The organism is Guyparkeria sp. TX1, assembly GCF_046523965.1.
GTDB lineage: Bacteria > Pseudomonadota > Gammaproteobacteria > Halothiobacillales > Halothiobacillaceae > Guyparkeria.
In genome coordinates this window covers 1790160-1802864 of sequence record NZ_CP144142.1, presented here as the reverse complement: position 1 = coordinate 1802864, position 12705 = coordinate 1790160, and the positions used below count along the sequence as shown (strand labels likewise).

Below are 12705 nucleotides of genomic sequence, written 5' to 3'. Positions count from 1 at the left end.
GAAGTCGATCTAAGGCGGCGACGCCAAGACCTGAACATCACGACCCCGGACAATCTCCGGGGTTTTTGGATGATTAATCGTTGCCCTTGCCGTGTTTGCGGGCAATCTCGGCGTCGAGGAGGGCGTCGATGTCGTCGAGATCAAATTCTTGATCCTTGCCGTCGTCCTTGTCCTTTTCGTCTTCCTTGGGGATCTCGACATCATCGAGGTCGATCACGCCGTTATCACCTTCTTCTTGCCCATCATCGCGCCTTTCGTCTTGCCGCGATTCGGTCTCTTCGGGTGACGCCGAGGTTTCGCCCGGGACTTCCGGCTCATCCGGCCGGGCGCTGGCAATCTCCTGGTCCTCACCGTCGATGGACGAAGGGGATGTTTCCTTCTCGTCTGGTTGGCCTTCACCCGAGGGTTGGGCGACTTCCTCGTCTGGACCCGTCGTTTCCGCCTCCTCGGCCCGAGTGGGCCCGTCGATGCGTTGCGACTCGGGGGGCTCGGGTTGAGCTCCGGGTTGTGCCTTGGCGGCCGACTCGATCAGTTCATCCAGGTCGTCGCTATTCGCGACCGTGGTGTCCGGCTCTGCCGTGGAGTCGATACCTTGCTCCTCGGCTTGGACGCCAGTTAGCTCGTCGGTGGTTTGTTCCGCGGTCCGCTCATCCGTTTCGGGGTCGTCTGCCGTGTCCGTCCCGGTGGTGGCCTGTGCCTCGGCGGTGGCTTGCTCTTCACGTTCCCTCGACGCGGCCTCCATCGCCTCGGTCTTCTCGTTCGAAACGCCCTCGGCTGCCATGGCGGCGGCCATCTCGTCTTCGGCAGAGAGATCAGGGGTGTCGGCGTCCGTATCGGTTTCCTCGACCGGTTGGGCCCCCGTGGCAGCCGGACTGTCCTCGCCCGCAGCGGGAGATGGTTCGCTCTCCTCTGCAGGCGTCGACGGGGTGGCAACCAGATCCTCGGTGAACACCTCGTCGGCACGGCTCTTGGCGGTTTCGCAGTCCGCCCCGGCATCCATCTCCTGGACCATGACGATGGCCTTGAGCACGGTGGCGACACGCGGCTCGTTGTTGTAGTCGAACTTGCGGCCGTACTCACGCACCATGACATTGACGGTTTCCAGGCTTTCGGCGAGGTGCTTGGCCTGTCGGTCACGTTGGTCGCGCAGTTCCTCGATGTCTTTTTCGAGCTCGGCGAGCCGTGGATCGTCACCCTCGCTTTGTTCGGCCTGGGCTCGTGCCAGGGTCAACAACTGGTCCAGGTCGGCCTGCCGCACCTGCAGGAAACGCCGGGCGACTGCCGCCAGCTCGTATCGTTTGGGTTCAAGCCAAGGCTCGACCATGGCCTCGACGGCATCGAGGCTGCGTTCGGCATAGCTCTCGCGCTGCTCGTCATCGATCGTCAGTTCGGGCCATGTGCGCTGGATCTGGCGGTCGAGCATCTCCTCGGAGGCGCGCATGATCGGGGCGCGATCGTCCAGCAGACGTTCGGCGGCCCCGGTATGCCGTCGCTGTCCCCGCCAGACCAGGATGGCGAGGATCAGTGAGATGACGATGAATCCCGCCAGCAATTCGGTGGCGATGATGGCCCAGTCTGAACTCAGGAAGTAATCGAGCATGTGTCCGTGTTCCGTGATGTGTCGATTGTGCGTGATGGTCGGCGGGTTCAGTTCCGCGCGGCCTCAATCAGTTGACGACGCTGTCGTCGGGAAACCAGCCGCCAGCTCCATGCCAACAGCCCGAGGAGCGTCAGCCCGCCGAGGCCGATCAGCACCGCGACGAGCGGGTTGCCCTTCCGGTCAGCCGCCTTGTTTTCGCTTGGCTCGTCGTCCGTAGCGGGTTCGTCGGCTGGCCTTTCGTTCCGTGGTGCCGGCGCAGGGATGGGTTGATCGAGTGGCAGGCTTACCTCACGGCCATCGTCGGTCTCACCGCTGACGGTGCCAGTGACCCGGCAGCCATTGCCATCGCTATCTGGCAGTTCGATGCGGTTGGTCGCTTCCAAGAGACGGACTTCGATCTCGATTGTCTGGCCGGTTTCGCATTCGATTTGCCCGACGAGGTGCGAGGCGCTTGGATCGAGCAGGGCCACGTCCTGTTCGATGATCAGCCTGGCGGCAGGTCCACGGGGGTTGCCGCTATCGCCGTGGTCACCGCGGGCCGCCAGGTGGGGGCGGACAACGCGGGCGGCGAAGGGCAGGTTGCGGGCCAGCGCGATCTTCTTGCGAATCACCCGTTCGAAGGTGGGGCCGCTGGCCCGGCCTTCCAGTGTGTAGATCCCCGAGTCTCCGTCGAGCCGCAGGCGGAAATCGTAGCGACTATCGCCGCCGAGCACGTCGGGTTCGGCGCCGATGTCGTTGAGCTCAAGCGACTCGATGACCTTTTCCTTCGGGTCGTTGACGTCAACCTGTGCCTGAAGGTCGTTGGTCAGGCGCCGTTCCACGATCGGTTCGCCGCGGTTGGTCAACACCAGCCCGCCCTCGATCGCCTCGCCGGGGAATACGCGGCTGGGCAGGCCGGGCATGGCCAGCTTGAGGTCGGTGATCACCAGGGCGCGGTTGTCTGGGTCTTCGGCGGCGAGAATGCGCCAGCTACCGGATGGCGGGTTGCTGATCGTGATCAGATCCCGACCTGCGCTGTCATCCCAGCGCCAGTCGGCGAGCGCGCTGGCGGTCTCCACGTCGACTTCCCCGCCGTCGGGGATCTGGATGCGGGTGGGTTCGGCGTCGGATTCGCGGAAAACGACCAGGGTCAGTTCGCTGATGCTCTCATCGACACGGAAGCGGTTTTCCACCAGAGGCACCCCCGTACGCGGGGCAGTCGCCTCAAACAGGGCGAGGAACACGCGCTGCAAGTCCTCGTTGCTGCGGGCGCTCAACGCGAGCCCGCCAGTGCGCTCGGCGATTTCCGTGAGGATCGATTCGTCGGCGGCCTCGGAAAGGGCCACGGTATGCACCTGGACGTCGGCATCGACCAGTGACGGGATGACCGTGTCGCGCAGGTCGGCCGTGGCTCGCTCGTTGACCGCGTCGTCGGGAGAGATATCCACCTTGCCGTCGGACAGCAGGATGATATTGCGCTCGGTACTCTCGGCCCAGTCACGGTTGGCGGCTTCGAGCGCCGCCGGGATGTCGGTGAAGGGCTCGTCCGAGCGGATTTGCGCGGCCGCCGCACGCATGGCCTTCTTGGTTTCGGGGGAGGCGAGTGAGGTAGGCAGGACCTCGCTGATGCGATTGCCGAACAGGTCGACTCGCACGCGGCTTTCCTCGGGCACCAGGTCCCCGAGCAGGCGCAGGGCCGGTTCGCGCAGGTTCTCCGGGTCGGTGTTCTTCATGCTGCCCGAGACGTCGATGAGCACGTGCAGTTCGGGTTCGGACGCGGCTTGGGACGGGTTGGCGACCAGCGTGGCAGCAACGAGAAGTGCGGCCCAAGAACCACGCTGTCGGCGCAAGAGTCGAGTTGCCCGAACCGTTATCGAAACCACCGTGTGAGGCCTGGCGTGATGGGTTGTCGGGCGGGGGGCATCAAGTCGCGGCACAGTGCTGGTATCCTTGTGATCAAACGCGGTCACTATCTTGCGGGATAGTGCCGCTTCATTTCGTTTGCAACAACACAAAGTCTCGAATTCTATGGCTCAGTACATCTTTACTATGAACGGCGTCGGCAAGGTCGTTCCGCCGAAAAAGCACATCCTCAAGGACATCAATCTCAACTTCTTCCCCGGCGCAAAAATCGGCGTGCTCGGTTACAACGGGGCCGGGAAGTCGACCCTGCTGCGCATCATGGCCGGCGTCGACACGGATATCATCGGCGAGGCGCGCCCGCAGCCGGGTACCAAGATCGGCTATCTCAAGCAGGAACCGGACCTCGACCCGGAGAAGGACGTGCGTGGCAACGTCATGGATGGTGTCGGCGAGATGGCCGAATTACTTGAGCGTTTCAACGCCGTCTCCGAGCAATTTGCCGACCCGGATGCGGATTTCGAGGCGTTGATGGAAGAGCAGGGCAAGTTGCAGGACCAGATCGAAGCGGGTGGCGGCTGGGATCTCGACCGCAAGCTCGAAGTGGCCGCCGACGCGCTGCGCCTGCCGCCGTGGGATGCTGACGTCACCAAGCTTTCCGGGGGCGAGCGCCGCCGCGTTGCCCTGTGCCGCCTGCTGCTGTCGAACCCCGACATGCTGATCCTCGACGAGCCGACCAACCACCTCGACGCCGAGTCCGTTGCCTGGCTGGAGCGCTTCCTGCAGGAATTCTCCGGCACCGTGGTCGCAGTCACCCACGATCGCTACTTCCTCGACAACGTCGCCGGCTGGATTCTCGAGCTCGACCGCGGCCAGGGCATTCCCTTCGAGGGCAACTATTCTCAGTGGTTGGAGACCAAGGAAAAGCGTCTCGAGCAGGAAGAGAAGGCCGAGTCCGCTCACCAGAAGGCCATGAAGCAGGAACTCGAGTGGGTGCGTCAGAACCCCAAGGGCCGGCAGGCCAAATCCAAGGCGCGCATGAAGCGCTTTGAGGAACTGCAGTCCGAGGAGTACCAGAAGCGCTCGGAGACAAACGAGATCTACATCCCGCCTGGCCCGCGCTTGGGCGACAAGGTGATCGAGGTCGAGGGGCTGAGCAAGCGCTATGGCGACCGCGAGCTTTACCAGGGACTGGACTTCTCCGTGCCCAAGGGCGCGATTGTCGGCATCATCGGCCCGAACGGCGTGGGCAAGTCGACCCTGTTCCGTATGCTGATCGGCGAGGAAAAGCCGGATGGCGGCAACATCGAGATTGGCGAGAGCGTCGAGCTGGCCTATGTCTCCCAGTCCCGCGAGGACATGGAAGACACCAAGACGGTGTGGGAGGAAATCTCGGACGGCTACGACCACATCACGGTGGGCAAGTTCGAGATGCCCTCTCGTGCCTACCTGGGGCGTTTCAACTTCAAGGGCCAGGATCAGCAGAAGTTCATGAAGGACCTCTCGGGCGGTGAGCGCAACCGGGTGCATCTGGCCAAGCTGCTCAAGGCTGGTGGCAACGTGCTGCTGCTCGACGAGCCGACCAACGATCTCGACATCGAGACGCTGCGTGCTCTGGAAACCGCGTTGCTGGACTTCCCTGGGTCGGCACTGGTGATCTCGCACGATCGCTGGTTCCTCGACCGGATCGCCACCCATATCCTCGCCTTCGAGGACGATGGCTCGGTGATGTTCTTCGAAGGTAACTTCCAGGAATACGAGGCCGACCGGCACAAGCGCCTCGGTGATGCAGCCGACCAGCCCAAGCGCGTGAAGCACACCCGTCTGGCAGACTGATATTGATTGCCGGGCGTCCATGAGGGGCGCACGGCCCTTTTCAGGGAGAAGAGAACGTGGCCAATCCGGCACTTGAACAGGCGATCATCAACAAGATTCGCGACAAGGGGATCTCGTTGCCCGTGCTGCCCGACGTGGCCTTGCGGGCCCGTCGGATAATCGATGATCCCAACAGCTCGGCGAGCGATCTGGTGGAGGTCATCTCGCAGGATCCGGCGATCGCCGCCCGACTGATCCAGGTCGCAAACAGCCCGCTCTATCGCGGGGCACAGCACATCGACAACCTCAACCAGATCGTCTCGCGGTTGGGGATGCGCACGGTCAGCCAGTTGATTGTCTCGCTGTCGGCCAAGCAGTTGTTTAGCGCCAAGACACCCATGATCAAGCGCATCATGCGGGATCACTGGGCATTTGCCACGCAGGTTGCGGCTCTGGCGAATCACATCGCTCGGCGGCACACGAAGCTCGATGCCGATCAGGCCCTGCTCGCCGGCTTGCTGCACAGCGTCGGCGGCATCCCGGTGATCGTGGTGGCCGAGGAGATCCCGAAGCTGCAGGACGCGCCGGCCGTGCTCAACGAGTTGGTTGAGAGCCTGCAGTCACGGCTGGGTGGCAATATCGTCAAGGCTTGGGATTTTCCCGACATGTTCGCCGAGGTGATCGAGCACTGTGGTGATCTGGGTTATCAACACGACGGTGATCCGAACTACAGTGATGTTGTGATCTGTGCCATCGCACAGGCACACGGCATCAGTCGGACATCGGACGATCGTCCGATCATGGCCGCCGAAAAACTGGGTGTGGATCTCGAGTCCAGCATGATCGATGACGAGCTCGACGAGGCCATCCGTGCGTTAGGTGGCTGAGCCAGTCGACTGGAACCGATACCGCCATCCCCGGTCTTCGTGAAGATCGGGTTTTTTTGTTCCGGCCAGCCGGTTTGAAGAGGGTAGTTGCTATGCGTTTGCCATTTGCCGTTTCCCTGCTGGGCCTGTCGCTCGTGATTGCCGGTTGCGCGACGCATCCGGTCACGGGACGCAGCCAGCTGATGATCATGCCCGAGGATCAGGCCAATCAGATGGCCTACCAGGCGTATTCCCAGATGGCGAGGAAGAAGCCGACGTTGTCGGCGTCCGACCCGGCCAGTCAGCGGGTGCAACGCATCACGCAGCGCATCGTGCCGCAGGCGATTCGTGTCTACCCGCAGGCGGCGGCATGGCAGTGGCAAAGCCTCGTGTTTCGTGATGACAGCATCAACGCGTTTGCGATGGCCGGCGGCAAGGTAGGCATCAACACCGGCATGCTCAACAAGCTTCGCCCCACCGATGATGAGTTGGCGCAGGTGATCGCCCATGAGATTGCCCACGCCTTGTCGGGGCACACTCGCGAGAAGATGTCGATGGCGATGACCCAGCAGATGGGGTTGTCGGTGGCCTCGGCCCTGGGTGGTCTGGATAGTCAGACGGCGGCGATGGCGCAACAGGTTGCCACCGTGGCCATCGACCTGCCGTTCAGTCGACGAATGGAACTCGAGGCCGATGAGGTAGGGCTGCTGCTGGCTGCGAGGGCCGGTTACGACCCGCGTGCGGCCGTGAGCCTGTGGCGCAAGATGCAGGCGAATGGCGGTGGTGGCGGCCCTGAGTGGCTGAGCACCCACCCGGACAGCGGCAATCGCATCCAGGCGCTTGAACGTGCCATACCGCGCGTGATGCCCGAGTATCGACAGGCGACCGGGCGCTAGCGCGAGCCGACCAGTTTCAAGGGGGTGGCGCCTGTTGTGCCGGGAGGCGTCGATTCGACGTTCCCGGCATCCAGTTCGAGATGCACCTCGCGGGGGTGAAACGGTTTGAGTCGTCGCACACTCAAACCTTGAGCACGCCGATGCACGGCCAGTTGTGCCCAGGCAGGGCTTGAGGGGGCGGTCATGGCGGTTCCTGATGCCATTTCGGCGCCGAGCGGGTAGGGCGTGACCAGGCATCCGCCGCCCGTTTCGGCGGCTAGCTTGAGCCGTCGGCGCAGGGCGAAACTCAGCGGGGGGAGCCAGGCGACGATCAGCGGATAGACGCCGGACTGGAGGACTTCCTCGGTCGCCCAACCCAGTTCACGCAGATTCCGCGGCTGGATGACGAGCAGGTTGTCGAGTTGCACCCCCTCCCGTTGCCAACGCTCGGCACAGGGGAGCGCCGGGGGGTTGATCAGCGCCACGCGCCCCGTTCGGGTTTGTCGATGCAGCCAAGGCATCAGCAGGGCCGTGGTGCCATGGCCCAGTGACGACTGGAACCAGTCCTGATGCGATTTCAGGGGTGTCGTGTCGAGTCGCTCACAAGGGCGCCGCCAGATCCCGCTGTTGGCCCGACCGGCATAAAGCTCTATCAACCCCTCGCTTGGCCAGCCACCGCCAAGCAATTCATCGAGTGCCGACCAGCCGCTGGGGCAGGGCGCGGCGCTCGACTCGGGCGGGCGGGTCTGCCGGCCACGCCAGATGTCATGCCGAGCCAGCAGCTCGGTGACGTCGTGCCCCCCGATGGCGTGTGCTGCCATGATGTGACGATCCTCCTGGTACGAGTGTACGAGTGGTCGTGCCTCCTGGCGCCTCGATGTTGTCGAGACACTAGGTGCGCGTCAGTCGAATGTCCGCAACACGCCGACCACACGGCCCTCGACGATCAATTCCTCGCGTCGCAGGTCGACCTCGATCGGTGTCATCTCGGTGTTCTCCGGGATCAACCAGACCTTCGCCCCGCGACGTCGATAGCGCTTGACGGTGACCTCGTCGGCCAGGCGGGCCACCACGATCTGGCCGTTGCTGACTTCCTCGGTGCGATGCACCGCGAGCAGGTCGCCATCCATGATCCCCGCATCGCGCATGCTCATGCCGCGTACGCGCAGCAGGTAATCGGCACGAGGGCGAAACAGGGACGGGTTGACCGGCACCTGGGATTCGACGTGTTCGGCCGCCAGGATCGGACTGCCCGCAGCGATCCGGCCGATCACGGCCAACTCGTCGCGGTGGGAGTCGTCCGGCAGGCGAATGCCCCTGGAGCGTCCTCCCATCAGCTCGATGGCCCCTTTTTTCGCCAGCGCCTTGAGATGGCTTTCCGCGGCATTGGGCGAGCGGAAACCGAGGGCGGCGTTTATCTCCGCCCGAGTCGGCGGCATGCCGGTCTCATGGATGGTGTCGCGGATGAACGCAAGGATTTCGGCCTGGCGGGACGTAAGGGGGCGCGATGTAGTCGATTCGGTCATGGTGATGGTCTTGGCGGAAGCATGAGCGAAGTATACTGTAAAAAATAACAGTATTCGTGCCCGGAGTCCGTTATGCCCATCGAGTCCACATCCCGGTCGCTACGACACGAACCCTACTGGCTGGCGCTGCGCTTCCCGGAGGCCTGGTTCGAATGTCGTTGCCCCGAAGAAGAGCGTCATGACCGTCCGCCCGCGGTGCTCCTGGATGGCAGCGGGCGCGGCAGCCGGGTGATGGCGATCAACCACGCGGCAGCCGGATTGGGTATCGAGATCGGCCAGAGCCTGGCTGGAGCACGCTCCCGTCACCGGGCGCATGCCTCGACGGACATTGTCCCGCTACGATGCTTGACCACCGACCACCGGGCCGTGGAAGAGTGGCTGGCCGAATGGGGCGAATGGGCACTGACATACACCTCGCGCGTCAGCCGCCCGCCACCGGTGCAACCCGGCGGAGAGAGCAGTGCGGGTCTGCTGCTGGAGATCGGTGGGAGCGCAGCTCTATTCGGCGGGCTCGAGACATTGGTTTCCCGGCTGCTCGAGGCATTGAAATCGTGGCACCTGGTGGTGCAGGCCGCGGGGGCCCCGCATCCGCGCGTTGCCTGGGCGTTGGCCGCAGCGGTGGATGACGAGGCCCCGAGGCTTTGCCACGCCCGAGAGCAACTGGCGGCCGTTAGCCAACTGCCTCTGGCGCTTGCCGATTGGCCGAGCAGCTGGATTGATCGCTTTGCTGAACTGGGGCTGCGGCGACTGGGCGAGGTGCGCCGCCTGCCGCGTGACGGCCTGGGAATGCGCACCGATCCATTACTGTTGGCCGATCTGGACCGTTTGTTCGCTGAACGGGACTGGCCGTTGGCCGATCTGGTGCCACCGGCCCGCTATGCCCGGGAGGTAAGCCTGTGGGATCCGGCCAGCCAGGTCGATCGCCTGTTGCTACTGGCCCGTGGGCCGCTGGTGGGACTGAGCGACTTCCTGCATCGTCGGCAACTCGCGGTGGCGGATTTCGTGGTGTGGCTCACCCACGAGGACAGGCCGTCGACCCGGTTGGAGGTGGCAACCGCCGAGCCCGGCCGGGACGAGCCCCTATGGCAAGAGCAATTGCGCCTGCGCCTGGAGTCGGCCGGGGGATTGGCGCCGGTGACCCGTCTGCGGGTGGAGGCCGAGCACTTTGTCACCCCCCGACCGGGGCAGGGCAGCCTTTTTGCCGATGCCGACGAGCGTGGGCGTGATGAGCGAGCCCTCTTTCAGCGCCTGCAGGCCCGGCTGGGCCGACAGGCCGTCAGCCGGGTGCAGGATGCGCCCGATCTGATTCCCATGCGTCGTTCCCGTCTTCACCCCATGTCACCGCACCAAGACAAGTCCTCACGCCCCAGGCCGACCGAGCCGGCGGGTGAATCGCTGTTACCCGGGCTATCACCCGGGGCATTCCGGCCGTTATGGTGGCTCGATAAGCCACGACGCCCTGATGCACTCGTGCATCAGCACGGGGAAATCGAGCGGGTCGAGACCGGTTGGTGGGCGACGGCCGAGGAATCGGCCGACTACTGTGCCGGTGAACTGGTTGGCGGTCGCGCGGTTTGCCTGCGCCGGGAAAGCGCCGGAGGCGATTGGCAGGTGATCGGCCTGGATGATTGATGGGTTACCGATGTCCGGGGTTTCCGCCTCGAACCGGGAGCAGCCCCTTCCAGCGCCACCAGACCGAAGCGGCCACCAGCAACCCACTTCCACCGAAGAGCAGGAAGAAGGTCGGCAGGTCGATGCCAAGCGCCGCGAACAGGAAAATCGCCAGCAGGCTGCTGACTACCATCGCCAATGCGTTCTGCACGTTGAGTGCCGCAATCAGGCGGGCGCGTTGCGAGGGCCGCGAGGCCCTTTGCAGATGGCTGTACAGCGGGACGACCAGCATGCCCGCCAACATACCGGTCACCGCGATGTCCACCCCGACTCGCCATAGCGACGGAGAGGGCGCCGATGCGACGAAATACCAGTCGATCGCGACCAAGCCGACGCCCAGCGCGGCGAAGGGCGCCAGCGCCCGCGGTGGGCGTCGGCCACCAAGATACCCCACCAACAGACCGCCGATTCCGATGCTCAGGGCAAACAGCGCGAGCAGCCCGGTCGCACCGTCGGCCGGCAATTCGAGCACGTCCTCGGCAAAGCGGGGAAACTGGGTGAGATACCCCGCGCCCACGAACCAGAACCAGCTGATCAGCCACATCGACTGGCGCAGGCTGGTTGCCTGGGTCTGCAGGAGCCGCCAGGTCGTGGCCCAGCTTTTCAGTGGTCCGGCGTGATCCGGCAGCCGTCCCGGGGGCGGGGCAGGGGGAATATAGCGTGCGGCAATCAGGCCCGCTACCGCTACACCGATCACCAGCAGGCTCGCGATCAGGGTGGCGCGCTCACCGGTGGCGGCCAGCAGTCCACCGGTCAGCGTACCCAGCAGAATGGCGGTGAAGGTGCTCGCCGTGACCCAGCCGTTGGCGCGCATCAGCATGCCCGCCGGCAGGTGGCGAGGCACGATCGCGTATTTGAGCGGGCCGAACCAGGCGGATTGCGCGCCCATCAGGAACACCAGGGTCATCAACAGGACGATGCTCTGCCACCAGAATGCCAGTGCGGCAATTATCATCAGGCCCAGTTCGGTCCACTTGAGCGCCCGGGCCAGACGCGCCTGATCGAGGCGATCGGCCCAGTGACCCGCCATCGGCGAGAACAGCAACCCCGGCAGGATGAACAGTCCCGCCGCCAGGTTCATCAGCACGTCGATATTGCCGTCTTGAGCGGTGCCGATCTCGTAGGTGATCAGAAACATCACCGAGAAGCGAAACGCGTTGTCGTTGAAGGCCCCCAGTGCCTGGGTGAAGAAGTACGGTAGAAAACGGCGCGACAGCAGGGATGCTGTGGGGCGGCTGGGCATGGCCGAAAAGCTCCTTGGGGGGTATTCCGGCATTGGAACATGCGGCTGAGGGGGCGCCAAGCCATTGCGTCGCGGAACATGCTAGGGTTTCGCCCGGCACCATGGTCACGACAGGAGGAGCGCCCATGTCCGAGACGGTCGATATCCGCGAGCTGCTCGCCTATTGCGAGGAGCTGCTCGAGCCCGAAACCTACCGCGACTACGCACCGAATGGCCTGCAGGTCGAGGGACGGCGCGAGATTCGTCGGCTAGTTACCGGTGTCACCGCCTGCCAGGATTTGCTCGATGCCGCCGTCGACGCCAAGGCGGATGCGGTGCTCGTACACCACGGTTACTTCTGGAAGAACGAACCGGAGGTCATCACCGGAATGAAGCGCCGGCGCATCGCGACCCTGTTGGCCCATGAGATCAACCTGATCGGGTACCACCTGCCACTGGACGGTCATGTCGATATCGGCAACAACGCCTGGCTGGCCGATCGCCTGGGTGTGAACGTGACCGAGCGTTTCGGCCATCAGCAGCTCGCAGTCGCCGGACGCCTTGAACAGCCGGCGACGGGGGGCGAGCTTGCTGCCCGCATTACCGATCGCTTGAGTCGCGAACCGCTGGTCGTCGGGCCGACCAATCGCCCGATTCAGCGTATCGGTCTGTGTACCGGTGGGGCGCAGGACATGCTGGGCGAGGCCATCGAGCTCGGCCTGGATGCCTTCATCTCCGGCGAGATCTCCGAACGCACCACGCACATGGCACGGGAATCCGGTGTGACCTATTTCGCCGCCGGGCATCATGCCACCGAAACGGGAGGTGTGCGTTTGCTGGGCGAGCGCATCGCCGCGGAATTCGGGATCGAGCACCAGTTTATCGATATCCCGAACCCGGTCTGAAACGGCCCAACTGGTTTCCCAAGCTAATAAAAGTCTATCCCGAGGTATTAGCCTCGCTTGTTTGACGGCCGCATCGAGATGCTTAAACTACTCCGGCCGTAAAAATGGCAGATGCTTTGCATCGGTGATGCCTTGGGGAAGGTCTGTACGAATCCGATATCGCTCTGCGCGCCTTGGGCCGGGCAGGTGCAAGGCGCTCGCCCGCCGCGGAAGAGTTATCTCTTTCCAAGGGCGGCAACGCAGCAGATGCCCGGCCCAAGGCACGCCTTTCAGGGCTAGGCGAGCCGCCCGTGCTCGGCGTTGCGCCGTCTTGACGTGACCACCGGCACGTGCGCGACGACGCACCTTGATCACGAACGGCTCGCCAAGCCAGAGTGACATCGGAT

At 64.1% G+C, this 12705-nt stretch carries 10 protein-coding genes; 5 read left to right on the top strand and 5 right to left on the bottom strand.

Features of this window, described 5'->3' with window-relative positions:
• Positions 1 to 73: 73 nt before the first annotated feature.
• Positions 74 to 1600 carry a hypothetical protein gene (locus tag VWP12_RS08410; protein ID WP_410473751.1) on the bottom strand — a complete coding sequence of 509 codons (1527 nt, stop codon included), beginning with the start codon at positions 1598 to 1600 and terminating at the stop codon, positions 74 to 76.
• 47 nt (positions 1601 to 1647) lie between these two features.
• Entirely contained in the window at positions 1648 to 3336 is a 1689-nt protein-coding gene (locus tag VWP12_RS08405; RefSeq protein ID WP_410473750.1) for a VWA domain-containing protein, read from the bottom strand.
• 271 nt (positions 3337 to 3607) lie between these two features.
• Here VWP12_RS08405 and ettA point away from each other — a divergent pair, with 271 nt between their 5' ends.
• The 3 genes from ettA (at position 3608) to VWP12_RS08390 (ending at position 7016) form a co-directional block, all read left to right on the top strand.
• Entirely contained in the window at positions 3608 to 5275 is a 1668-nt protein-coding gene (ettA, locus tag VWP12_RS08400; protein ID WP_125199184.1) for an energy-dependent translational throttle protein EttA, read from the top strand.
• Between the two features lie 56 nt (positions 5276 to 5331).
• Positions 5332 to 6141, top strand: coding sequence for an HDOD domain-containing protein (locus VWP12_RS08395; RefSeq protein ID WP_158611812.1), 810 nt, complete (start codon positions 5332 to 5334; stop codon positions 6139 to 6141).
• Positions 6142 to 6233: 92 nt separating this feature from the next.
• The gene (locus VWP12_RS08390; protein WP_125199182.1) at positions 6234 to 7016 is read left to right on the top strand and encodes a M48 family metallopeptidase; all 783 of its coding nucleotides are present in this window, start codon (positions 6234 to 6236) and stop codon (positions 7014 to 7016) included.
• Here VWP12_RS08390 and VWP12_RS08385 read toward each other — a convergent pair.
• Both VWP12_RS08385 and lexA read right to left on the bottom strand, forming a co-directional pair.
• Positions 7013 to 7816, bottom strand: a complete 804-nt coding sequence (locus tag VWP12_RS08385; protein WP_125199181.1) for a hypothetical protein — start codon at positions 7814 to 7816, stop codon at positions 7013 to 7015. The two genes, VWP12_RS08390 and VWP12_RS08385, sit on opposite strands and share 4 nt — an antisense overlap.
• Before the next feature lie 81 nt (positions 7817 to 7897).
• Positions 7898 to 8521: a transcriptional repressor LexA gene (lexA, locus tag VWP12_RS08380; RefSeq protein ID WP_125199180.1), complete on the bottom strand. Its 624-nt coding sequence runs from the start codon at positions 8519 to 8521 to the stop codon at positions 7898 to 7900.
• 72 nt (positions 8522 to 8593) lie between these two features.
• Between lexA and VWP12_RS08375 the strand changes: the two genes are divergently transcribed.
• Entirely contained in the window at positions 8594 to 10153 is a 1560-nt protein-coding gene (locus tag VWP12_RS08375) for a Y-family DNA polymerase (RefSeq protein WP_410473749.1), read from the top strand.
• Between the two features lie 4 nt (positions 10154 to 10157).
• Here VWP12_RS08375 and VWP12_RS08370 read toward each other — a convergent pair whose 3' ends face one another.
• Entirely contained in the window at positions 10158 to 11435 is a 1278-nt protein-coding gene (locus VWP12_RS08370; RefSeq protein ID WP_410473748.1) for an MFS transporter, read from the bottom strand.
• A gap of 125 nt (positions 11436 to 11560) precedes the next feature.
• Between VWP12_RS08370 and VWP12_RS08365 the strand changes: the two genes are divergently transcribed.
• On the top strand, positions 11561 to 12319 hold the full coding sequence (locus tag VWP12_RS08365; protein ID WP_410473747.1) for a Nif3-like dinuclear metal center hexameric protein: 759 nt from the start codon (positions 11561 to 11563) through the stop codon (positions 12317 to 12319).
• Positions 12320 to 12705 lie beyond the last annotated feature (386 nt).

What these genes read in the sequence shown, in the direction of transcription:
- lexA (WP_125199180.1), bottom strand. Translation starts at nt 8,521, where the DNA reads ATGACCGAATCGACTACATCGCGCCCCCTTACGTCCCGCCAGGCCGAA.
- ettA (WP_125199184.1), top strand. Translation starts at nt 3,608, where the DNA reads ATGGCTCAGTACATCTTTACTATGAACGGCGTCGGCAAGGTCGTTCCG.
- VWP12_RS08365 (WP_410473747.1), top strand. Translation starts at nt 11,561, where the DNA reads ATGTCCGAGACGGTCGATATCCGCGAGCTGCTCGCCTATTGCGAGGAG.
- VWP12_RS08385 (WP_125199181.1), bottom strand. Translation starts at nt 7,816, where the DNA reads ATGGCAGCACACGCCATCGGGGGGCACGACGTCACCGAGCTGCTGGCT.
- VWP12_RS08370 (WP_410473748.1), bottom strand. Translation starts at nt 11,435, where the DNA reads ATGCCCAGCCGCCCCACAGCATCCCTGCTGTCGCGCCGTTTTCTACCG.
- VWP12_RS08390 (WP_125199182.1), top strand. Translation starts at nt 6,234, where the DNA reads ATGCGTTTGCCATTTGCCGTTTCCCTGCTGGGCCTGTCGCTCGTGATT.
- VWP12_RS08410 (WP_410473751.1), bottom strand. Translation starts at nt 1,600, where the DNA reads ATGCTCGATTACTTCCTGAGTTCAGACTGGGCCATCATCGCCACCGAA.
- VWP12_RS08375 (WP_410473749.1), top strand. Translation starts at nt 8,594, where the DNA reads ATGCCCATCGAGTCCACATCCCGGTCGCTACGACACGAACCCTACTGG.